At 36.7% G+C, this 22,285-nt stretch carries 20 protein-coding genes and 2 pseudogenes; 7 read left to right on the forward strand and 15 right to left on the reverse strand.

The genetic code is table 11. The features are described from left to right. Window positions 1-4: 4 nt before the first annotated feature. Window positions 5-823, reverse strand: a complete 819-nt coding sequence (locus WIW72_RS07930) for a class I fructose-bisphosphate aldolase (protein ID WP_337700135.1) — start codon at window positions 821-823, stop codon at window positions 5-7. A 9-nt stretch (window positions 824-832) separates the two neighbouring features. Then, window positions 833-2,335 carry a hypothetical protein gene (locus WIW72_RS07935; RefSeq protein WP_337700134.1) on the reverse strand — a complete coding sequence of 501 codons (1,503 nt, stop codon included), beginning with the start codon at window positions 2,333-2,335 and terminating at the stop codon, window positions 833-835. A 167-nt stretch (window positions 2,336-2,502) separates the two neighbouring features. On the opposite strand from WIW72_RS07935, the gene WIW72_RS07940 reads away from it, so the two are divergent. From WIW72_RS07940 to WIW72_RS07950, 3 genes are all read left to right on the forward strand, one after another. Beyond that, the gene (locus WIW72_RS07940) at window positions 2,503-2,817 is read left to right on the forward strand and encodes a hypothetical protein (protein WP_337700132.1); all 315 of its coding nucleotides are present in this window, start codon (window positions 2,503-2,505) and stop codon (window positions 2,815-2,817) included. Window positions 2,818-3,022: 205 nt separating this feature from the next. Continuing rightward, window positions 3,023-4,438 carry an APC family permease gene (locus WIW72_RS07945; RefSeq protein WP_337700130.1) on the forward strand — a complete coding sequence of 472 codons (1,416 nt, stop codon included), beginning with the start codon at window positions 3,023-3,025 and terminating at the stop codon, window positions 4,436-4,438. 96 nt (window positions 4,439-4,534) lie between these two features. After that, complete coding sequence (locus WIW72_RS07950; RefSeq protein ID WP_337700128.1) at window positions 4,535-5,428, forward strand: metallophosphoesterase; 894 nt, start codon at window positions 4,535-4,537, stop codon at window positions 5,426-5,428. A gap of 36 nt (window positions 5,429-5,464) precedes the next feature. Here WIW72_RS07950 and WIW72_RS07955 read toward each other — a convergent pair whose 3' ends face one another. The 13 genes from WIW72_RS07955 to WIW72_RS08015 all read right to left on the reverse strand — a co-directional run bounded on the left by WIW72_RS07955 (window position 5,465) and on the right by WIW72_RS08015 (window position 20,406). Further along, on the reverse strand, window positions 5,465-6,670 hold the full coding sequence (locus WIW72_RS07955; protein WP_337700524.1) for a mandelate racemase/muconate lactonizing enzyme family protein: 1,206 nt from the start codon (window positions 6,668-6,670) through the stop codon (window positions 5,465-5,467). A 51-nt stretch (window positions 6,671-6,721) separates the two neighbouring features. Beyond that, window positions 6,722-8,488, reverse strand: a complete 1,767-nt coding sequence (locus WIW72_RS07960; RefSeq protein ID WP_337700522.1) for a peptide-N4-asparagine amidase — start codon at window positions 8,486-8,488, stop codon at window positions 6,722-6,724. 1 nt (window position 8,489) lies between these two features. Next, window positions 8,490-12,395: a protease pro-enzyme activation domain-containing protein gene (locus WIW72_RS07965; RefSeq protein ID WP_337721340.1), complete on the reverse strand. Its 3,906-nt coding sequence runs from the start codon at window positions 12,393-12,395 to the stop codon at window positions 8,490-8,492. 579 nt (window positions 12,396-12,974) lie between these two features. Next, a complete protein-coding gene (locus WIW72_RS07970; protein ID WP_337721074.1) occupies window positions 12,975-14,444 on the reverse strand; it encodes an MFS transporter in 1,470 nt (489 codons plus the stop codon). Between the two features lie 182 nt (window positions 14,445-14,626). Further along, window positions 14,627-15,076: an alanyl-tRNA editing protein gene (locus WIW72_RS07975; protein WP_337700122.1), complete on the reverse strand. Its 450-nt coding sequence runs from the start codon at window positions 15,074-15,076 to the stop codon at window positions 14,627-14,629. 69 nt (window positions 15,077-15,145) lie between these two features. Then, entirely contained in the window at window positions 15,146-15,538 is a 393-nt protein-coding gene (locus WIW72_RS07980) for a universal stress protein (RefSeq protein WP_337700120.1), read from the reverse strand. Between the two features lie 131 nt (window positions 15,539-15,669). Next, window positions 15,670-16,233 carry a DUF3501 family protein gene (locus tag WIW72_RS07985; RefSeq protein WP_337700118.1) on the reverse strand — a complete coding sequence of 188 codons (564 nt, stop codon included), beginning with the start codon at window positions 16,231-16,233 and terminating at the stop codon, window positions 15,670-15,672. Then, window positions 16,226-17,422 (reverse strand): heterodisulfide reductase-related iron-sulfur binding cluster, encoded by a 1,197-nt coding sequence (locus tag WIW72_RS07990; RefSeq protein WP_337700116.1) that lies wholly within the window; start codon window positions 17,420-17,422, stop codon window positions 16,226-16,228. Before WIW72_RS07990 ends, WIW72_RS07985 begins: the two co-directional genes overlap by 8 nt. Continuing rightward, window positions 17,419-17,853 (reverse strand): rubrerythrin family protein, encoded by a 435-nt coding sequence (locus tag WIW72_RS07995; protein ID WP_337700114.1) that lies wholly within the window; start codon window positions 17,851-17,853, stop codon window positions 17,419-17,421. The genes WIW72_RS07990 and WIW72_RS07995 overlap by 4 nt, the downstream gene beginning before the upstream one ends. A 76-nt stretch (window positions 17,854-17,929) precedes the next feature. Further along, window positions 17,930-18,325: a CBS domain-containing protein gene (locus tag WIW72_RS08000; protein ID WP_337700112.1), complete on the reverse strand. Its 396-nt coding sequence runs from the start codon at window positions 18,323-18,325 to the stop codon at window positions 17,930-17,932. Then, window positions 18,322-19,140 (reverse strand): helix-turn-helix transcriptional regulator, encoded by an 819-nt coding sequence (locus WIW72_RS08005; protein WP_337700110.1) that lies wholly within the window; start codon window positions 19,138-19,140, stop codon window positions 18,322-18,324. The genes WIW72_RS08000 and WIW72_RS08005 overlap by 4 nt, the downstream gene beginning before the upstream one ends. Window positions 19,141-19,211: 71 nt before the next feature. Continuing rightward, window positions 19,212-19,556, reverse strand: a complete 345-nt coding sequence (locus tag WIW72_RS08010; RefSeq protein WP_337700108.1) for a DUF1634 domain-containing protein — start codon at window positions 19,554-19,556, stop codon at window positions 19,212-19,214. Then, the gene (locus WIW72_RS08015) at window positions 19,549-20,406 is read right to left on the reverse strand and encodes a sulfite exporter TauE/SafE family protein (RefSeq protein ID WP_337700106.1); all 858 of its coding nucleotides are present in this window, start codon (window positions 20,404-20,406) and stop codon (window positions 19,549-19,551) included. Before WIW72_RS08015 ends, WIW72_RS08010 begins: the two co-directional genes overlap by 8 nt. 179 nt (window positions 20,407-20,585) lie before the next feature. Between WIW72_RS08015 and WIW72_RS08020 the strand changes: the two are divergent. The 4 genes and pseudogenes from WIW72_RS08020 to WIW72_RS08035 form a co-directional block, all read left to right on the forward strand. After that, window positions 20,586-20,885 (forward strand): annotated as a pseudogene (locus WIW72_RS08020) (TSUP family transporter); the annotation flags it as partial. A gap of 96 nt (window positions 20,886-20,981) precedes the next feature. Continuing rightward, window positions 20,982-21,260, forward strand: a complete 279-nt coding sequence (locus WIW72_RS08025; RefSeq protein WP_337700104.1) for a hypothetical protein — start codon at window positions 20,982-20,984, stop codon at window positions 21,258-21,260. After that, window positions 21,230-21,790 (forward strand): annotated as a pseudogene (locus WIW72_RS08030) (sulfite exporter TauE/SafE family protein); the annotation flags it as partial. The gene WIW72_RS08025 and the pseudogene WIW72_RS08030, both read left to right, overlap by 31 nt. Next, window positions 21,780-22,163 (forward strand): DUF1634 domain-containing protein, encoded by a 384-nt coding sequence (locus tag WIW72_RS08035; RefSeq protein ID WP_337700101.1) that lies wholly within the window; start codon window positions 21,780-21,782, stop codon window positions 22,161-22,163. The pseudogene WIW72_RS08030 and the gene WIW72_RS08035, both read left to right, overlap by 11 nt. Window positions 22,164-22,285: the final 122 nt, after the last annotated feature.

The following is a 22,285-nucleotide window of genomic DNA, read 5'->3' on the forward strand; positions in this document are numbered from 1 at the left end:
ATGTCTATTTTAACATTTTTAAGATTTCTCCAAGATCTTTGTTATCATGAACTAGGTAGGAAATTGCTCGAGCTAGTTTATCAGGATTATCAGATTGCCACAAGTTCCTTCCTACAGTAATTCCTTTAGCCCCCGCATCTAATGCTTCCTTTAACATTTTCAAGAATTCCTCATCAGAATTAGTTTTTGGACCTCCCCTTATAAGGATTGGCGCAAAAGCATAACTTACTACCTCCCTAAAAGATTCCTTGCTCCCCGTATAGTCCACTTTCAGTATATCGGCACCTATCTCTGATGCTAGTCTCGTCACATATTTTACCAACTCAGGCTCTTTTATAGAGTCAGGGTTATCCGGTGCAACAAATAAAGGCTCAATTATAAATGGCAGCCCGTAGTCATTAGACTCTCTCCTCAGAGCCGCCAAATAATCGACATTTACACCCTCAACTTGATCTTCACCGTATCCTACAACTAAGTAAGTCACTACAGCATCTGCTCCCGCCTCTATAGCGTCCCTAATAGTATAAACAGCTGAATAATAACCACTTTCATATTTTCTGTATTTTTGTCTCCAAACGTTAGCAGTATCAAGCCTTGCTATCAACATCGGAGAAGATCTCGAGAAAAAGTTCTCCTTAAGGATCCTTACCATAGCTGGCGTCATTTGAAGAGCGTCAGGTCCTTTATCCGATATTTTTCTCACGGTCTCCGCAATTCTTTCCAAGCCTTTTAGGGGACCCATAACAAGACCGTGATCTAACGCTACCACAAAAGCTCTGTTCTTCTCGAAGAGCTTTCTCATCCTAATTTCAAGACCGGTCATAGCACTTAATTAAATTCTCGACATAAGAATTTTTCTTATCTCCCTAAGGGAAGCTTTAACTAAATAACGGGCATAAGGGTTGAACAGATAAAGTAATCCTATGAACATAAATGTCGAAATCACGGCATTCAGCAACATCCACTCATAACTCACGTTTTTCGATAATTCCAACATAGCCAAAACCACTATCACCATCGCCGAAACTGAGGACGTAATTTCCTTGTAGGGAACGCTGAAGTTATATAATCTTTTGCTTAATTTGTATGAGGAAAATAGCATCCAGAGGGAGTTTATAAGAAGACCTATCGTCATCATAGCCGAGATCTCGTAAGGTTTAGTTCCTTTGAATAAGTATACAAGAGCTGTTGACACCGCAATTCCAATTATTGAAAACGTAAGATTCGATTTATTTAATGATGCCGTATATCCCTTAAATGAAAGATCGTCATCGACTCCCATACTTTTATCGATCATGAACACGGAATAGTAAAAGATCGTGTATAGATTCCTTGCGAAATTAGATATTGACAGGAGTACGATGGTATAGATAGACATAACATACTCAGGTCTTATATGATACAGAAGTGCATGAGCCTCGACAATAGTAAAGACCATAAAAAGCGCAGATGTAACAAAGTAAAGCTTTAATGAGGTCTCTACAACATCTTTAGATTTAGTTTCGCCTAGTTTTGCTATCAGACCGTCGTAAACTGATTGTGACCATCCTACAATATTTGCTATAATTAAGGCTGATTCAAAATAAGATACTATTTCGGCATCTCTAGTAATTATTAAAGCCAACCAAACTAATGATGCCTCCACTATTAACTGGATGTAATAAATAATAGTAATTAGTGACTTCTTTATTATAACCAATGTCGTTTTAAGATCTATTTTTAAGTTAGCATCAACGTATGAAATGTTATATAAAGTTTGTGCAACATATCCTATAACGTATGCTAGTGCTACTCCTATAATTGTCAAGTGCAAAAAGTAAAAAGCTAGAATTACGAAGCCAAGCCTAGAGATTTGAAACAAACTATAGCCTATACCTATTGCTATAGGTTTCCTACCTCTTGCTATAGCTATGACCACTTTATTAACATAGAACGTAATAATTACTAGAGAAGAAATTAAGAAAGCAAAAGGATCATAATACCCTAATGTAGACATGAAATAAGGAATAAGAAGAATATAGACTGCTGTTGCTATAATACCAGATACTAAATTTACTATTATTGCTCCACCAACCGGTCTATTTTCAGCAGTATATCTTGATGTTAGAAGGGAAAATATATCAGACGGAATTGTAAAATAGCCCGTCACTAAAACAAATATTGATTGCCATGTAGCGAAGAGCAGTACTCCGTTCCTTAGACTACTTAAATAGTGGGCTACTAAATACATGAAAACGAATGATAAAGGTGACATAAATAACCTCAGACTTAAGTTGACCAGCCCAGTATAAACCAGTCTTACTCTACCTTTCTCGGTATTCCCTTGTTTTTCCATTCGAAATCAATTTGTTTAGCTCACAATATAAAATGTTTTCAACACTTTATTATTAGTAATATTATGATATTCACAACAGACCCCCAGTTAGTCTTTATGCTAGCTAATCATATTGCCTAAAGTACCTCCAGTTAATTCTTTAATCACATAATATTTATTTAGGTTTAATGAGTGCTAAGGACATCTTGTGGAGACTGATAGATAACGATATACCTCTTTCTGATGACGATTTTAGAACATATTTATTAAAAGACGGTACAATCACGGAAGAAGACCTTAAGGTATGGAATGAGGCGGTAAAAAAGGTCAAGGAGGCTTACAAAAAACTAACTGCTACAGATATCGCAGTAAAATTACTTAATGAATCCTTAAACCTATTAAATTCCATAAATCCTAAGAAGCCTTTTCCACCTGACACTAAAGTCAGATTTGAGGAAGTTAAGCAAAATATAAAGAAAGTAATAGAAGAACTAGGGAAATAACAATAGGAATAATTTAGTTTTATTTAACTTTTGACAAAAAAGTCTCTTATCAATTCCCAAATAATATCAAATTTTTTTAATTCCCCTATAAGCTAACTAAACATTTCTTCAACGTATTGTCTTATAAGCTTTGCTGATCCGGGAGGGATGAAAATTAGATAATTTTAAAAATAGTTTAGGACAGTAAAGCTTATAGGGAAGTCTTATGGGCCTTTCTAAGGCAAGTCTATCGATTAGAGAAGCTTACGGTCAAGCTATGGCAGTTACAGCACCATTGGGTAGTGTAGTTTCCACAACTACTGCTGCAATAGCGTATGCTGGACAAGCAGTAGTATTTGCGACAATCCTCGCTTTAATAGGAAGCGCATTATGGGTTTATACACTCACTAGATATTCAACCCAGTTAGCTTCAGCTGGTGGTTTCTACACATATGGAGCGGCAGCGTGGAGACGAAAAACAGTAGCTTATTATGAAGCTATATTTGAGGTAATAGCTTACTCTAGTCTAAACGCAGTTAATGCTTTAACTATATATCTCGTTCTTGACATAATTCTCCAACTATTAAACATAACTTTACCTCCTTACGCGCTAGGTTTGGCAATATTTGTGGGTTTAGCTTATCCTACAATAGCCTCATATCTTATTCACATCAGAAGGTTACTAAGTTATATTGTTAGTGTGAGTGCGACATTAGAGGTCATTTTCCTTTACGCTCTCTTTGCCTACGCAATGGCTACGAAAGGATTTAATCCTGCATATTTCATTCCCGCTCCAGGTACTTCGTTCGGCACAATAGGAACCGCAATGATATTATCTATTGTAAGTATATCTGGAGCTGGGGCTGCTACTTATCTGGGAGAAGAAACTAAGACACCCAGAAAGAACATAACAGCCGGTATATGGTTAGCCTTGATACTAGGAGGAGGAGCAATATTAGCTGGAACTTATGGTTTGGTAGCATTATGGAACGGCTCTTTTTCTTCACTATCAAATTATCCTCAGCCACTTTTATACGAACTCTTCAGATTCGGACTACCTATTGTTATGCTTGGACTTGCGTTGTCAGTAAACAGCTTGCTAGCATCTAACATAGGAACAACTGTAGGAGCAGCTAGAGTACTATTCAACTTAGCTAGAGAAAAAGTAATGCCTAAAGTTTTCGAAAAAGTCAATAAAGAAAATGAACCTATTGTCGCAATAATGATCGTTGGGCTGATATCAGCCTTATTCACATTAATCCCGTTGGTTGTTACAGGTTCACCAGAAAACGCGTTCACCGAAATAAGTGTTATATCAAGTATATTCTGGCTAAGCGGAAGGATAATTGATGGTTTTGGTGTCCCTCTTCTATACTGGTTCATAGGAAGACTAAATATAGCTACAGCTGTTATTCCAGTGGTCTCATCTTTGATTAACTTGATCGGCATAGGTCTATCAGTTCAGGTACCTGATACATTCCAAACAACAACACTAATAACTATCCTATCGGTAGCAACACTATGGTATATCTTAAAAGGTAGATACGGTAAGCCTGGAACGTTGGTAGTAGATGATAATAACGAATTGATAACAATCGATGAGTACTTAAAGAGATACAAACAAACGGCGAGAATAGCTTAAGGTTTTTCCAAGGAAAATATTAATTTTTCGACTTTTATTCCATCTATAATAAGACTCCTTAAACCTTTAAAATACACTTAATACAAATCATATAGTATGTCAAACGAACAACAAAAAGTGGAAGAACAAGAGAACATTTTCGAATTGCTTGAAAAAGCTAAGGACATATTCAAGCAGTATGGAACATTCTTAGGAGAGTTTAAAGCACAAAAAGTTGTATTCATAGGTGACACACACGGTGCAATTGATATTACTAAATACGCCTTTGACAACTTTTACGATAAAGTAGATCTAATGGTATTCCTAGGCGATTATGTAGATAGATACCCGCCTCTAGGTGTTGAAAATTTACAACTTATATTAGAAAAAATGGTTCAAACGGATGGTAAAAAGGTTCTGGTTTTACGCGGAAATCACGAGAGCCCAATTACAAACTATTATTACGGCTTCTATGATGAAGTGAAGCAAAAGTTTGGTGACGAGAGTGTGTATGAAAAATTCAAAGACTTCTTCTCTTACATGCCTTACGCAGCCGTAGTTAACGGATATTTTTGTGTTCATGGAGGTTTACCGTCTAAAGTTGATAGTGACGGAAATCTAGTCTTAGGTATTAATAGCGTAGATGATATTAAAAAATTGCCTTACCCAGATACTGAACCTTCGGATACTATAGCAATGCAGTTGCTTTGGAATGATCCAAGAGAAGGATTAGAAGAGCTCACATTTGTGCCAAACATAAGAGGTGAGGGAATTTACTACTTCGGGAAAAAAGTAGTGGACCAGTTCTTGTCACAAACAGGTCTTAAGGGGATTATAAGAGGGCACGAGGCAGTAGACGGATTTAGGATCGATATAGATAAAAAGATAATAACAGTGTTCTCTAGTGTATACCACGGTCAGTCTGCGGGAATATTGTACATAAATGAAGATGAAATAAAAAGAATATTTATAGGTCAGGATAAAACAATTTATGAACTAAACGGACTGTAAAAGAAATGAAAAATCAGTTTTAGCTTAAAAACATTTTTAACTGAAATGCTTCCATGTACCTTTCACTACCCAAACTGGTTCATCTACAACATCCAATTCTCTAGGCTCTACTTGTATACTCTCAATCGCTTTTTCATTTATAGAGACACCTATTCCAGGTTTCTCAGGAATTTTTACATGTCCGTTATCGACCTTAGTCTCATCATATATTATATCTCTCTTCCACTGAGGGAACCAATCGTAAAAGTTTTCCAGTAAATACAAGTTTTTAACAGTTGCACTTAACTGTAAGGAATAAGCGTTTTGGACAGAACCGAATGCATTATGAAAAGCCACTTCAACGTCATTAGCCTCAGCAAGACTTACAACCTTTTTACCTACAGTAATCCCACCGATATTGCAGAGGTCGGGCTGTATTATATCTACCAATCTTTCACCAATGTAAAACATTGCCTCCTTAAGACTCACTAATCTTTCACCTAGTGCTACTTTGAGCGAAGTCACAACAGACTTATATTTTCTCAAACCCTCTATATCCTCGTGGTGAACCGGCTCTTCCATAAAAACTGGACTGTATTTTTCGAGCCTTTTTGCTATAGCTATTGCACTATTAGCATTAAAACGTCCGTGATGTTCGATTAGTATATCCACTTGATCACCAACTGTTTCTCTTACAGCTCTTACCTTAGCTTCGGCTTCCTTCAATCCTTTTTCGTCAATCCAGTCATAATAAGGACCGAAAGGATCAAATTTCAATGCTTTATATCCCATGTTCACTACTCTTTTAGCCTTTTCAGCAAAATCTTCAGGATATACCGCATCTTGATACCAACCGTTAGCGTACACTGGTATTTTGTCCCTCACCTTACCGCCAAGTAATTTGTATATAGGGGCTCCTAGTTCTTTCCCCAGTATATCCCATAGAGCCTGATCTATTGCACTGGTAGCTGTAGCTGACTCAAAAGATCTCGCTAAGTAGAAGTCTTGTTTGTACCACTCATGGTAATTTTTCTCAGGCTCCTCTGCTTCTTTTCCTATATAACCCTTAGCTACTTGTTTTATAGTATTATATACGTTAATAACTCTAAGTGTAGGGACAGCTTCACCATATCCTATCATTCCATCTGAGGTCACTACCCTTACAAGTATCATTACTGAAGCCCATGTGGCACTCCCTTTTTCGGGATGAGCTAATAATATAGGCTCTATTTGAGAAATCTTTGACATAAGAAAAATCTCTATTCTACAGTTTTAAGTTTATCAAAACAGACAAAAAACGTTAGTAGGGAAAAATTAGCTAATCGGAATATAGTTCACTGAGATCTTAATGTAGTAGCCAGCTAAATTAGTGGTACTGTTTTGCGAAGCTTCAGCGTTAAATAACTCTTTATAGCCTTCACCGTTAACTAGGAACTCGGCGGTAAGGCTCTTTTCAGTTAGGGCATTATTAGATGTAAGGCTTACTAGTATTGCCCCACCATATTTGTTTATAATCTCTAAGATGCCACTGAACCCTCCTATACTTGTCTCATTTTCTTTGATCCACATAGTATTATTACTCGAAGAATAGGAGGTACTAAAGTAGTAATATAATCCTAATGATAGTGTACCGTTCTGAATATAAGTCAAGTTGTAAGGAATTACATTGGGATTGGATATTGGGGTTTCAAATGCTGAGAATTGTAACAGTATAGGATAGTTGCCTCTTATGACCATTGAGGAGTTTACTAACCCGCTTTCTAGTGAATATTCGCTAAACGTTTCATCTAGATATGCTTTCTCATATATATTATTAAAAGTCTGATATGCAGTAAACCTTCCTTCTTGTGTTACTAGAGAATATTCAGTACCGCTCTTAAACTTCAAAACTGCCGAGTAATTTACGAGGTAGTTCCCTACCTCTTGATAATATATTCCTGAGAACCCAGCAGTAAATATGGGCGTAGAGTCTACGTATCTTGTATAGCTCGTTAACAACTTGCCTGAGATAAGTGGATTAGAAGTGTTAACCCATAGCATTAATACGCCTGCAATATCCCAATCAAAAGCAGTAGACCCAGTGATCTGTAATGCCTCCCTCAGATTTGTGACATGAACCGTAATAACACCCTTATTACCTAGAGCTAACATAGGAGTAAGGTCGATTATATAAGGTGTATGAAATGCTAATGTATTAATGGATGGCATAGGTTTCCACCAGAATAGATCTATTCCTCCAGTATAGATAGTTTGGTACGGGTTTACCACACCGACAAGGCTACCATTGTAATATACTTCAATACTTCTCGTAGCAGGCTCATTGGTGTACCAGAATTCGTCAAGCCCTCCTCCTTCTTCATAAATCAGTAGTTTCATCATATATGTTCCGTTAGGAATATTAACTATTTGGCTAGTGGAGGGGTTTAAAGGATTGAGAGTGATATAAGAGTAGTTGTACTTAGACACGAAGAGAGGGATAAACATATTAGGTAAGCCCTTAGGTTCGATACCGGGATACAATAATAGAGTGATATTAAGATGGTAAACACCCGTTATGTTTAGCTTAGCATCATAGAAGTTCTCTATAACGGCTTGAAACGTAACATTTCTGCCCACTAATAAGTTCTCAAACATGGTTAAGTCTACAGAAGCGGTAGAATTATTGATCTCTTGAGTAGAGCCCCAAAATATAGGGACACCATTAATAAATATGTAAACCTGCCTATCGTATTGAGTACCGTTACTTTCCGAAATACTCACGTTCATTATAACCATGCTATAACTACCATTAGGAACATTAATGGTGAAGTTCTCTGGCGTCAAACCAGTGTTATTAAATATTGCATTGGTGGCTACATGAATTATAACTGGTGTAACGTTAGGAGGCTTTACCTCGTAGGCCTGGAAGGAGTAATACTTAGGATCTGTAAACCCTTTAAGGATAGGCGAGGTGATGTTATAAAAGAGTTGAGGCCTAGAGATTGTAAAGGTATTTTCATGAATATTTACACTATTTAGAGAGTAATATGTAGGAGAAAAAACTATAAGAAAAACTAAAAATGAAACAAAGAATTTTCTCATTTCATTTACCACTTTTACCACCTCCCTTCCTAAAGGTTATAATTATAGCTAAAACGGACAAGATTATAGCTACCAAACCTAACGATAACGCTAATGTTCTAGTTGAACTTACCGAAGAAGCTACTGATGACGATAAACTCTGGAACGGATATTGATTATCTACACTAAAGGAAAGATCGTAATACATACCATTATAAACCTTGAGTGAGACAGCATTCACTCCAGAAGGCATCTCGGTTGAGTTAAACGGTATCTTAACTTCTACTCCGTTAATTCCCTGACTTACACTAAAGTTCACCGGTTTACCATCCACTAGAACTTTTATGATTTTCAACACAGAGGTGTTATAATTGGTTATATTAGCCAATATGTAGGACGTAGGATAGGTGATTTGATTAGGGTAGGAAAGTTGAGGCGTTGGGAAGTTGCTTATTTTACTAACATTTATAAAACTCGTACCGGATGTAACTATACTGCTATTTACGTATTTCAGAGCTAGATTTATATTCTCAAAAGTTACCGAACTTAACGTTATATTAGAACCCATTGAGTATATTCCTACCTGATTATTCTCTATTTTCGTATTTATTAACTCTAAATTAGAATTTAAAGAAGTAAGAGTTGATATTGTTGATCCCTCTATAATCACAGTTGAGTTCTGAGATACTAGGGAACCTATTATTGAATTCTGTATCATATATTTTCCGTTTGAGAGATTTATAGCTGGAATATAAACTCCTTGAATCTCATAAGTACCATTTACTTCAGTTATCAACGGTAAATACATTATTTTTGATGAGCCTAGATTTAGTGATGGCAAATAAACATAAGGTTCAACCTGAACATACCCTCCATAAGATAGAGAGTTGTACCCATTATAGCTTGCCCCGGATATAGCTATTTTCCAAGGACCAGCTAGAGAGTATATAGAGTTCCCAGTATATACAGTAGCATTTATACCTCCCGGCACTCTAAGTAAACCCACCCACTCTTTTAATGTAGAGTTATATTGAAGTGGAACCTCGTTTTCAGACTCTAAAAAGATCTGTTGATTCTCGTTCTGATATGGTATTAGTGTAGCTGTAAATATACCAGTAGTTATCTCGGTTCCGTTAGGATAAGTTATATTAGCATAGACTTTTATGTATTGGCCTTCGAATACTTGACCTACGCTTTTAACATCTACAGATGCAGTTGAGGGGGAAACATAGAAGTAAGTAGTGTAATTCATCTCTTCTAAGCCTATAGACCCGTTATAAAACCCTACTACTACTCTATAGAAACCTGGTGAAGCATTCACTGGGACAGTAAAATTACCCTCTTGGAAACCAAACAAATTGTAGACGCCGAACTGGGTTGCTTCAGTTGCAGGTGTTAGGTTCACTTTACCAACTAAATTCCCCTTAGGCGAGTATATATATGCCGTTACGTTACTTGTGAATATACCTAATCCAAATTGATCATATGTAAAAGCTAATATGGTAACGTTCTGACTCGGTGAAATTGATGGAAATCCGTCATCAATAGGAGTAAAAATCAAAGTGATCAAGTTAAGCCCTCCTATGGTCTCATAAGAGAATGCACTGCCGTAGGTATCATTAACAAACATTACAAAAACTCCTTCTTTAGACGGAGTGACTACAGCAAATACCCCTTTATATAAACCTGGAGTGGAAGTAGGTAAAAGCGTTACGTTATATACCACAGCATTATTTTGAACGAAATGAGCTTCTAAGGATACATTGGCAGGGGTTAAATTAGGATAATACACACAAGCTTCGATAGAAAATGGAGAGTTAGGCGGTATAGATAGACCGTAGGGGAAAGGCACCGGTGAAATTATGTTAACTGAGAGACCTATGTCTATCTCATAAGCTCCGACTCCGCTTAATTTGCCAACTGTTCCGTTCACTACTATATACCATATGTTTGGAGGATTACTGGGTTCAATTGTGTATACTGCCTCCCAGTAAGAGCCGTTAAAGATCAGAGGTAACGAGGTAAGTAATCCCTTGGTCGTATATATGTAAGCATTAAAGCTTCCATTCGTAACCTCGGTTCCATTAGGATAGGATACCTTAGAAATAATCATGAACGTAGAATTATACATAAACCATGGATATTGAACGTTAGGTTCCACAGCTGTGACCGATACGTCCAGCCTTGGTATCGATTCATAATATTCAACAGCCTTAAGTAACCAGTAATAATCAGGAGACCCTAACCCAGTTACTAAGTTATAACCTGAATGAGCAGTATATAGCCCGTTAAACCCAAATGTAACTTGATGGAAAGCTTTCTGATATAATGTGGAGTTAGAGTATATCCAGTAAAGTATGTCATTCAAGAGCCCTATTGGCTTATGAGTCTGAGATATTATATCCGCTACAATACCAGCCCATATAGGAGAGGATAAACTAGTACCTCCTATTACTACCTGCTGTCCTAAGGCATATACTAATTCGCCAGTATAGGGATTAGCAACAGCTGCTACATCTGGACTTGACCTAGTTGAACCGTTGATCATTATTTGATACCATGGTTTAGGATAAATTTCGCTATAACCTCCGTCAGAAGCTGCATACGGGAAGAAGAACATGTTATCAAAAGACCAAGCTGTTTCATACCCGTAAGTTGCTGTAGAATTTTCTGTCGATAAATACCCTGATGTCACGTTAACGAATAATGTCGTTCCTCCTACTGCAGTTACAAAAGGACTTGTGGCTGGATAAGATACACCACTATAAGTTGAAAGCCCTCCTGCCGTTGCACCCTCGTCGCCAGATGATGCTAGAAAGGTTATTCCTTCAACAGTTCCTAAGGCGAAGTAATAATCCCAATATGGTGTATTTGGATAAGCTGTTCCCTGAGAAACGATAAACAGTCCAGATGCACCTAAAACGTTCTCAGGAATACCAAAACTCATCGACACTACTTGAGCAACATCATTAGAGACAATATAATCTATTGCCTCAGGGATAAACGTAACACTTGAAGGAACTACCAAATCGATGTGTGCAAAAGGAGCTATAGAATGAGCTGTTTCAACATCTAAAGCTGTCTCCAAATACCAACCAGTAGATAAACCGAAAATAGGATGATAAGGACCTATTGGAGTAATGGATATATTAGCTGAAGGTAAATGAAACTCCTTATCGAATAAAGCAAGGTCTTGTAATATTGTTGGATCCCCGTAAGCATCAATTATCGCTATTGTTACATTCTTTCCTCCTTGTGTAATGTTATAAGCACCAACTATATCTTGAGGAGTGTACATATTAGCGGCGAATGATAGATACTTAAACCCAGTCACGTTAGCTATTGCGGAATTAATATAAGGTATGAGAGTATTCCCCTTTACTTTTCCTAACTCGATCAGGTTTAGTTGATAGTTTACGTTAGTATAGTTAGTTAGACCTTGAATCATAACACCACTAAATTCGGACGGAACTATTGGTTCTGTCACAGGCATATAATAGAAAACATTACCATCTTTATATAGAGCTAATTTAGTATGGAACGCATCTTCTACTTGATATACATATCCTTCAGCTATAATGGCGAAGGGACTCTTATAGACAAGTTGGAAACCATTTTCATTCAAGAATTTTATTATCTGATCCTCCTTATCCTTTTGGGCAAACATTGAAAATAATTGCGGAGTAGGAATTGGCTTTATCTGACGGTAAGCTACTTCCTGAGCTAATAAGTAAAGTTCATTCATATTTTTAGGCGGTATGAGGATGCCTATACATATTGGTTGTTGAGGGTTCAAATAGCCTATAAGTTGTGAGTTCCCAATTTCTGGTCCTACATAAGATGCATAAGTATTTGTAGATATGGCAAAGAATGTTAACAGATCTAACATAAAAAGTATTAAAAGAATTACCGAATGTAGTTTTATCATATCATAAAACGTTTAAGTAAAGTAATATAAAAACGTTAAACTAAAAGCTCACTAATGTATTTTCCATTTAGAAACCAGAAAGGATAGAAAAATAAGGAGGTGAGTCACAGAGAAAAATCTTTTAGATTAAACTTAACAGTTTATGTAGTAAATCCTGACTGATCACCTAATACTCATCTTCATTGCTTCTTCTCAAATGTAGTCTGAGGACTTCTTTTTAGGATAAACTACATAGAGAATGTATTCTGGAACTAGACCCTTTGTCTTAAGCCTTGAGCTTACTTTTAAGAAATAATACTAACTAAGTGTTCTTATGAGTACTTATTATTGAGGGAGAAGAAATAGTTTAGGATAAAATAAAAATGATAATACGAAGAAAGATCCATTATTCGATCGCAAGAACTTTTAGATCACGCTGTTATTAACAGCTGGTTTTAACATAATATCGGTTAATCTAGTATTACTACTAACTTTAAGGATCATGAGGAGCGAGTAGAAAAGGAGTTTTTCGGTGAGACTTTTCAGTTTACCTAAATAAATCGGGGCGTAACAGACTTTATATGAAAAAATTAAAGTAAGTCACTGAGACACTTCTATCTTTTCCCTTGAGGCTTCCTCTAGGGGTTTCAGCTTAGGCTCTGGAATAAGTGCATACGTTAGTATGGCTCCTATCACGCTCAGTATTGCGAGCATTATAAGTATTTCCTTTATCCCTATTGCAGCTAATAATGATGGAAATAAATATGTGGCTATTGCAGCACCAAACTTTCCAGAAGCTGCTGATATACCATGACCAGTTGTTCTAAATTTAGTTGGATAAACTTCAGCTGGGATTACAAATGTAGTAGTGTTTGCACCGAAATCTATGAAATAGAAAGATAAGGAGTAAATGATAAACGCTAACGTCGGAGCTATAGTGAAACCTTCTACCTTTGTCCCTTTCACCACCATAACTGAAGCTACCACAACATAAATTATTGCCAGAACGATAAATCCTTGAAGTTGTATCAATTTTCTACCAAGCTTATCTAACAAAGCAACAGCAGTAAAGTAGCCTGGTAATCCTGCTAAGAAAGGTACTCCACCTAAGAACAATGCTTTAGCTAAATCGGACTGAAACTCGCCTAGAGATAATGTGGTTGCATGGGAAGGGAACGGGCTCCCGAACACTGGAGCTAAAGCCGAAGAAGAGTATACACCAGTTCCATAAAGGGCTATATCGATTAAAAACCACGATCCGGCAGTCCCTATCAGAACGGGCCAGTAAGTAGATAAGAACTCATTAACTCCTTTATGTCCGCTTCTCACGTTAGAGTTTGCCTCAATATCAGTTCCTAAATATTTAGCTGCCTTCTTAGCTTCTTCTGTGCTACCCTTAACTAAAAGAGAGTATCTAGGAGTCTCTGGGACTTTCCTCCTCAGATATATTACCGTTGCTGCGGGAATAGCTCCTACTCCTGCCATTACTCTCCAGGCTATATCGGGAGGAAATATAGTGGCCGATATAACACCTACAGCAAGTGCAGCTACTGAACCTATGCCCTGGTTAGCAAAGACTAAGGCGACTAACTTTCCCCTATCTTTTACGTTTGCGTATTCACTCATTATTGTAGCAGATATTGGATAATCTCCACCTATTCCTAGTCCCAGTATAGACCTGAAGAATATGAGCGAAGGTAAGTTCCATGCAAATGCACTTAACAAAGCACCAATTGTTAGCAAAGATGCCTCAATACCGTATACGGCTTTCCTACCTAATTTATCTCCTAAAAATCCGAAGATTAGTTCGCCAAGTACTGCAGTTATTATCGCTGATGAACCCAGAAGACCTGTCCAAAAGGCGCTATTAGGGCCTATTAAATAATTTGTGAAGCCGGGCATTGACATTCCGTAGTATTTATACGCATCATTAAACGTAGCCAAGATAAAGGATATAACTAATAAATCATAGGCATCAGTAAAAAAACCCATTCCGGCTGTATACCATATCTTTATGTGGTTGAATGTTAACTTTAGAGAATCCATATTCTTAAAGGGACTGTTTGACATTTCGAAGTCCTATAGTCGATACATAAATATAATATTTACCTTAGTAGTTTATATTTGAAAATATAGCCTATTGTCAACTATATATTTTATATAGTATTTAAATTCTAGTAAATTATCTACACGCTAAAATCTCTTACGGAAACCCTAACTTTGAAGAACTATAAACTTAGGACAATTACTCATTACTCTATGTCAAAAGATACCTCCAACAACTTTTTTGTATTTCTGTACCTCCACTTATCTCCTATGATCTTACCTATCTCTCCAGTGGACTTAGTGTGTTCTTTGTTACATGCGTTTATATTCCAGTCAGGTGGGATAATGACTATTTTTAGTATTTTAACCTCTGATGGAACAGGGAAGAGATCGTAGATCTCGTCACCGTATTTCCTTTCAGCTTCTTCTCGAGATAATTCCTCTATGATTATTGGAATGTTTTCATTTACCTTGAAATTTGCCAACTGGAAAACCTTTTCCATTTCTTCATCTGTGGGCTTTCTTTCGGACACGACTGTTATCCTGCCGTGGTTACCGTTAGCGTAAGTGCTTGCCGTCCACTTAGTTCCCAAAACCTTTCTCAAAGCACCCTTCACTATATGCAATGCCGTATGTGTTCTAATTTGAATATCCATATAAAGAATGTTTTACGTTTAACAATATAAAAAATTATATTGTTTAATATATTATTTATCGACTGAGGACTACTTTATTACCAGTACCGGTACGTGAGATTTATTTAAAATAGCTTGAGAAACGCTACCTAGAACTATCCTCTTTAATCCAGTCAACCCCCTACTAGCGGTAACTATAATATCACACCCTATTTTACTGCAGTATTCTATTATTGCATCTGGGACGTCTAAACTTTCTAATATATCTGTCTTTACTTTAAAATCGGATAATTCCTTCATAACCTCCTTCTGTGCTTCTTCCGCCTTACTTCGTTCCTCAATTATTTTCTGCTCTGGAGATCTAGGAGGTTCTTTAACTACTGTCACTAAATAGACCTCGTCTTCCTTCTTTAATATTTTAGGTAAAAATGATATTGCTTTTTTTGAATACTCAGATCCGTCATAAGCTACTACGTATTTCATAAATCACCTTTCTCTCAGAATAGTATATAAATGTTGACAAGTAGAAGTTAAAAATAGTTTAGATTACACATAAGTATTATTAAATTTTATTTAAACCAATGTCTTTCAATAATCGAGATTATAAAAATATTTTAACATTCCTCGTAAGCCTCTTTGATAAGTTCTCTATCCAAATCCACATCTAACTTCTTCGATACACGGTAGTTTTCGTGAATTACATGAACCTCTATATCGTCGCTTTTAGCCCCTTCTAAATCGAAAGTTAAGTACTGTACCGTACTAAAAGCCTCACCTTGCTCTCTACCGGCTTCCGGCATTCCTTGAATTAATTTATCACCTACTTTCAGAAACACTGAGTTATATATCCCCTTTAGCTCCTTAAAGACCTTCAACAAGTCTTCTTGGTCAAAGGCGTTAATATAAAGAGTAGCCTTTATTTTACCTCCGCAAGGCAGTAAATCACTGTAAATCTTTATTTCTCTCTCGATATCTTCTTTCTTCTCCAGCCTGTCAAGATACACCATCTCTTGAACTTGTTGTAGTACAGTATCTCTGTTCTCGAAAAGAAGTGTCAACCTATTTCCTAAATCTATCCTTCTTCTACTTTTTACCTTAACTATGAATTTAACCCTCTCCATTCTGATCTTTGCGTATTCGTTCCAAGGAATTATATCATGAAGAGTTATTTTACCCATTTTTCATCGCCTCCCTTATAACTTCTAATGGGTGAAGGGGTCTTCTTCCGCTCGCTTTAGTAATTTGAAGCCCAGCTAGTGGGCACTCGGTCATAAATACTTCAGCCTTACTCTCCTTAAATGCGGTCATCATTTTACTCCCTACATTTTTAGCTTTCTCATAATTTCTCAATCCCCATCCCCCATCTATTCCAGAGCAACCCTTGTCTGAGATCTCTATCTTGGCTCCCATTCTCCTTACTAAATTCACCCCACTGTAACCCACTTTCAGATATTTCAAGTGACACGGCGGATGGTAGAAAACAGACTTAGGGAATTTCCCTCTTACTTGTATTTTTCCCTCACGTTCCAGCTTTAATAAATACTCTAGCGAGTCATACACCTTTATCTCATCCTTACCTAGTATTAACGGGTATTCCTTGGATAGCATTAACGTACAAGTTGGGATAGGGGACACTATATCGTAGCCTTCACTGACAAGTTTTTGCATTAACGCATAATTATGTTCGGCATTCTCCTTTAGCCTCTTCACGTCACCTACATCTAGCATAGGTGCTCCGCAGCATTTGAACTCCTTGACTATCTTTACTTCTATTCCCAGATTTCCGTAAACCTCAAGCAATGCTTCGCCGACCTCGTGGTTAAAGTTGTCCACTAAACAAGTGTGGAAAAGGGCTACCTTCTTTATCGGTTTTTCAACCTTCACGGGTTTTGCTATGAAAGTAAATAACTCCTTTTTCATCTCCGGCATCGGTGCGTCATCACTTATTCCCATAAGCCTCCGACTATGCGGATACATCTTAACAATGAAGCCTCTACCTATCTTAGTATAGTCGAGCATCTCGTTTAAAAATTCCCTGAGCGTTAACGGCTTTCTGCCCTTATAACTTAACCAAACCCATTCCATCAAGTCGGCAAAGTCCATTTCAAACTCATGTGGTGGTGTGTAAGGACAGTTTGTATAACACATTTTACAATGGAAACAGTCAGACGCAATATCAACGGCATCCTCATATGTCAGGTTTTTGGGTCCCTTGGAGTCGGTTAGCTTAAAAAGTTTCGGAAAGGCGTAACAGTAGTTAAAGCAAAGCCTACACCCGTGACAAATAGAGGCTTGTCTCACAAACTCTGATGTGATTAAAGAAGTATCAAAAAAAGACTTGTCTTCTGGGTTCAACACCAGTTTCATTGCTCTCCCTTTAATATCTTAAGTACGTTCTGGAATTTTTCAGCATGGCTTTTCTCTGCTCTCGCAAGGGTCTCAAACCACTCGGCTACTTCATTAAATCCCTCTTCCCTCGCTACCTTAGCAAAACCAGGGTACATCTGGGTAAACTCGTAAGTTTCTCCAGCGATTGCAGATTCTAACATCTCTTCTAAAGTTCCTATGGGCTTGTCAGTAGCTGGATCTGTTAACCCTCCTTGTCTTATGAAGTCTAGGTGACCGAAAGCGTGGGCTGTTTCTCCCTCGGCAATACTCCTTAATAACTGAGCTATTTCTGGATAGCCTTCTTCATCCGCTCTCTTGGCGAAGTAGAGATATCGTCTGTTAGCCATCGACTCTCCCATAAAGCCGTGTTTAAGGTTTTCAGCTGTTTTAGTACCTTTTAGGTTTACCATAGTTATTAATTATTAATTATTCTGAATATAAAAACCTTTCTAGTTAAAGTTTATTTTTAATTAAAAATAGTTCTAATTACCAAAAGGCTAGATCAAGTGCTATACTACCTACAGCTTTAACGACGTCCTTAATAGAAATCACACCTACTACTTTACCTTCTTTATTTAGGACTACGAGATGCCTAATTCCTCTTGAACTCATTAGTGCCACAGCTTCGCTTATGTCAGCATCACCATCAACAGTAACGGGGTTTTGGCTCATGATCTGGTCTATTGAAGATTCTAGAGGAATCCCGTCAGCTATTGCGTAAATTATGTCCCTCTCTGTCACTATACCTATTGGATTATAATCTTTGTCAGTAATCACTATTGAACCTACGCTTTCCCTTTTCATTATCTCTGCGGCTTGTTTGATGCTTATTTTGGAATTAGCTGTGACTGGTCTTCGATTTACGAGTTGGAGTATTTTCATATATTATTATCATTCTCACCTACATTTTTATTTGCAACGTATCTGATTTTATTCCTCTCTCTTATTTCCTCAACGTATCCAAGACTTATCAGTTTCTTAACCCTCCTATAGGCCGTAGTTCTAGGCAGGCCCGTAATCTTACTAATTTTAGCTAGAGTATCTGCCCCTTGTCTTATTGCTTCTAGAACTATTTTGTCTCTTTCATCTAGATTGTTATTATCTATTTCTACTTCCACACTATCTAGATTTTCCTGGACTTTTTCTTTTCTAAAATTTTTGAGTAATAAGTAAGCAAGTGTTATTGTGGAAGTTACGCTAATTATCAGTAATACTACTAACATAGTAAAAAGCCCGTTTGTATTTTGATTATACTTTAAAGTTGAAGCAGAAGGTGAAAACACTATAGTTATATTTGAACTATAGAAAGTAAGATTTAGAAAGCCGCTTTGTGTTATGGTAGATGATATCGGGGCTGGATACAAGTATAGTAACTCAGTCTGATAAGGTAGTATAATACAAATTGAGGAGTTATAAGGTTGTGAAATCTTTATTACTCCGTTAATTTTAGCTTGATAACTTAGAACAGAATCGGGATTAGCTAGAAAAACCTTATTATTCTGTAATATGAAATGAGAACTAGCCTGTAATCTAGTTATGTTTTGCAATGGAAGATATACTACTGATTGATTATAAGTCCTTATTATTACAGTCCCGTTATAAAATATTGTTTCAGCAACTGAAGAGGAGACTCCAGTAGATAATATAGATAGGGTTATCAAAAATGAGAGAAGCGTTACTGAGCCCAGTAGTTTCACACGTTATAATAAAACAACTAAGGAATTAAATTTAACATAAAATAGGGAAGTAGAAGGAAGAAAAACCTATCTTAATGTAACAATCTAGGCATTATAATTATCGCAAAGATCATTAACGAGAAAACTACTAAACTAACAAGTATATAGATCTTATCTCTCTCCGTAGAATATATTATTATTTGTTCTCCGACTATTAGAACAGGCAAGGAGATTAATATAATTAGACCGTAAAGAGAAATATTCAAAGGATTGTTAAGGTTAAAGATATCATTAATATTCGATGTATTATATGCGTATATGTTAACAGAGGAGTTATTGTGCAACGCTACGAAAATTAGCATTCCGCTTACAATTAGTATAGAAGATATAATAACCCCGTATCTAAGTGTTGAACTTATGACCTTCCTTTCATCCAAAAATACCAAGCCCCCTCAAAATTAGCTGGATTCCAAGAGCTACTAATACTAAAGTAAATATTTGCCTTAACCTTCTACTCAAAAATCTATTTAAATACCTTGCTCCTAACGAAGAACCCAAAAATACACCAGGGACGGTAGCCGCGATTATTATTGGATCTATGAGACCTAGTGCCCAATATACTCCTGAGCTAGTTGCCGCTGTTACACCAATCATAAAACTGCTAGTAGCGGTACTTACTTTAAAAGGTAGGTTCATTCCAATATCCATAGCTAATACTTTTAATGCACCAGAGCCTATACCTAATAATCCTGAAACGAGTCCAGCGATATACATTCCAGCTAGCCCAACATGATATCTTACTCCATGATAACGGATCTTTTGTTTTAAAGCTTCGTCGTAATACTCTCCTTGTAACCTCATTAATTTTGATAATCCGTCTGGACTTACATATGCTGGAACCTCACTAGACATTCTTATAAAATTAGGTATAGTTGAAAATATTAAAACTATACCGAATATTATGTCCAAAACTGTAAATAACTTATACTTTGCAACTAAAAATTCTAGGAATGAACCAGTTATAGCACCAGCAGTTGTAGCTATTTCTAGAGATATAGCAATCCTCATATTAGCTATTCCAGCATTTAGATACCTAGATCCTGAAGAGGCTGAAGTAGATATTGTAGAAATTAGGCTTGTTCCTACTGCGTAAGGCACTGGAACGCCTAAAAATAGAACTAATATTGGCGTTAATACTACTCCTCCACCCAAACCTGTCAAACTCCCTAGTAATCCTGCGACTATCGCTGATAAGAATAGCAAAACCAAAAATAACTCAACTAACATTTCGATAACTCACATTCCTATTAGTGAATTAAAATTTTTTCTTAATTTTCATAAAAGCGTCACTATGATCGTTATTTTATTAAAATTCCAAACTGTAATTTTTATAAGATTTTAATTAAAGAGTGTTAATATAAATAAGAGGTGACAATCTTAAAACCAATAGATTAGAGTATTAAAGTATGTTAGAGCCATTACAGTTTTTTATTACGATAGTAATTATAAGTGCTCTTTCTGGTATTCTTGGTGCATTAACCGGCCTAGGTGGAGCAACATTTCTTGTCCCTATTTATACCTTATACATGGGAATTCCTATAGTTTATGCTTCAGGAGCTAGCTTAATTTCCACAATAGCAACATCTAGCGGTGCTGCTAGCGCATACATTAAAGATAGAATCACTAATATCAGAATAGGAATGGGATTAGAGATAGCAACTACTTCTGGTTCTATTGTGGGTTCCCTAACGACAGCCTATATTTACAAAGAAAGGGGTTAAGGGGGCAGAAAGCCTCACCTCTCTGAGGCGGCGATGGATAGCCCCTTATATTTAAATACTTCTTTGCCAAAATTTTTCTAAGTGACGCTAATGACGCTCTTCCCCAGCTCGATTGAGGGCTTAATGGGACTGTGGGAGGAGCAACCATCATCTCCCTTTTCCTTCAAGGGACTAGAGCTTAGCAATGAAAGTCCCCCTTTCAAATGGGAGTGGTTCTCTGAGCCACTCAACTGCCCACCAAATGAGAGATGTAATCCCGAATCAATGGTGGGAACGATGAGCCCTCTGGAAGGGAACCCTCGACCCTTCCAGGGCGGGGAGGAAGTCAGTCACACAACTTACAGTTTATCATATACATAGTTTTCGGTATAGTCTTACTCTCGCAAGTTTTTGTCCAGATATCTAAATCTAAATATGAACTTCCCAAAGCCGTAAAACCGGACTGGACTACTAAGGTATTCGGATTATACGGAAAATATTATGACACCGCCCTAAATAGGCAGGTCGAATATATAGGAATAAGATGGTGGCTTGGGGAAATAATAATGTTTTTTGCAGGGTTTATCTCAGGACTTTTAGGAATAGGATCGGGTGCGTTAAAAGTTCTGGGTATGGACTGGGCTATGAACTTACCTATGAAGGTAAGTACCACTACTAGCAATTTTATGATAGGGGTTACAGCAGCTACTGGTAGCTCGATTTACTGGTTATTTGGGTATATTCAGCCTTTCCTATCCGCTGGAACAGCTATTGGAGTTCTTATAGGAGCTTATATAGGAACTAAAATTTTAGTAAGAATTACCAATAAATCCATAAGATATATCTTTACAGCGATTCTGATATTTTTAGGAATACAAATGATAATGAGAGGGATGGGGTTTGGATTTTAATGACATTACAGGATACGCTTTAAGAATAGGAGTAGTACTAAGTGCAATATTTATAGTACTAGGCATAATCTTCCTTTTTACTTTTCAAGGTTCAAACGGATTTAGCATAACTCAGATAGCATCTCCTAACTCAATAGTTAACAGTTCCATTTTTATGCCATACGAAATTCCTTCAGGGTTACCTATCCTTCGTCCTCTAGATTATATATATTTAGGACTAATGATCTTAATAGCAACTCCCGTGATCAGAGTACTCTTAGGAATTATCCAATTTGCTATAGAAAGAAATAAGTTATATACTATTATAACAATTGTTGTATTCTTTAATTTAATGTTTGCAATTTTCTTATTACCCATATTAATAGGTAAATAGCGCATCTTTCTCAATGATTTTTGATGATTTTTCATTAGTTTTTACTTAATATTATATGTAATTCTTTACTTATCAGGAATCAATCTATCTTATAAAAATTCTATCTTGTGTATATAACAATG

The organism is Stygiolobus sp. CP859M (assembly GCF_037389975.1).
GTDB lineage: Archaea > Thermoproteota > Thermoprotei_A > Sulfolobales > Sulfolobaceae > Stygiolobus.

What these genes read in the sequence shown, in the direction of transcription:
- WIW72_RS08015 (WP_337700106.1), bottom strand. Translation starts at nt 20,406, where the DNA reads ATGTTAGTTGAGTTATTTTTGGTTTTGCTATTCTTATCAGCGATAGTC.
- WIW72_RS07980 (WP_337700120.1), bottom strand. Translation starts at nt 15,538, where the DNA reads ATGAAATACGTAGTAGCTTATGACGGATCTGAGTATTCAAAAAAAGCA.
- WIW72_RS07985 (WP_337700118.1), bottom strand. Translation starts at nt 16,233, where the DNA reads ATGGGTAAAATAACTCTTCATGATATAATTCCTTGGAACGAATACGCA.
- WIW72_RS08000 (WP_337700112.1), bottom strand. Translation starts at nt 18,325, where the DNA reads ATGAAAATACTCCAACTCGTAAATCGAAGACCAGTCACAGCTAATTCC.
- WIW72_RS07930 (WP_337700135.1), bottom strand. Translation starts at nt 823, where the DNA reads ATGACCGGTCTTGAAATTAGGATGAGAAAGCTCTTCGAGAAGAACAGA.
- WIW72_RS07965 (WP_337721340.1), bottom strand. Translation starts at nt 12,395, where the DNA reads ATGATAAAACTACATTCGGTAATTCTTTTAATACTTTTTATGTTAGAT.
- WIW72_RS07945 (WP_337700130.1), top strand. Translation starts at nt 3,023, where the DNA reads ATGGGCCTTTCTAAGGCAAGTCTATCGATTAGAGAAGCTTACGGTCAA.
- WIW72_RS07940 (WP_337700132.1), top strand. Translation starts at nt 2,503, where the DNA reads ATGAGTGCTAAGGACATCTTGTGGAGACTGATAGATAACGATATACCT.
- WIW72_RS07950 (WP_337700128.1), top strand. Translation starts at nt 4,535, where the DNA reads ATGTCAAACGAACAACAAAAAGTGGAAGAACAAGAGAACATTTTCGAA.
- WIW72_RS07960 (WP_337700522.1), bottom strand. Translation starts at nt 8,488, where the DNA reads ATGAGAAAATTCTTTGTTTCATTTTTAGTTTTTCTTATAGTTTTTTCT.
- WIW72_RS07970 (WP_337721074.1), bottom strand. Translation starts at nt 14,444, where the DNA reads ATGTCAAACAGTCCCTTTAAGAATATGGATTCTCTAAAGTTAACATTC.
- WIW72_RS07935 (WP_337700134.1), bottom strand. Translation starts at nt 2,335, where the DNA reads ATGGAAAAACAAGGGAATACCGAGAAAGGTAGAGTAAGACTGGTTTAT.
- WIW72_RS07990 (WP_337700116.1), bottom strand. Translation starts at nt 17,422, where the DNA reads ATGAAACTGGTGTTGAACCCAGAAGACAAGTCTTTTTTTGATACTTCT.
- WIW72_RS07995 (WP_337700114.1), bottom strand. Translation starts at nt 17,853, where the DNA reads ATGGTAAACCTAAAAGGTACTAAAACAGCTGAAAACCTTAAACACGGC.
- WIW72_RS07975 (WP_337700122.1), bottom strand. Translation starts at nt 15,076, where the DNA reads ATGGATATTCAAATTAGAACACATACGGCATTGCATATAGTGAAGGGT.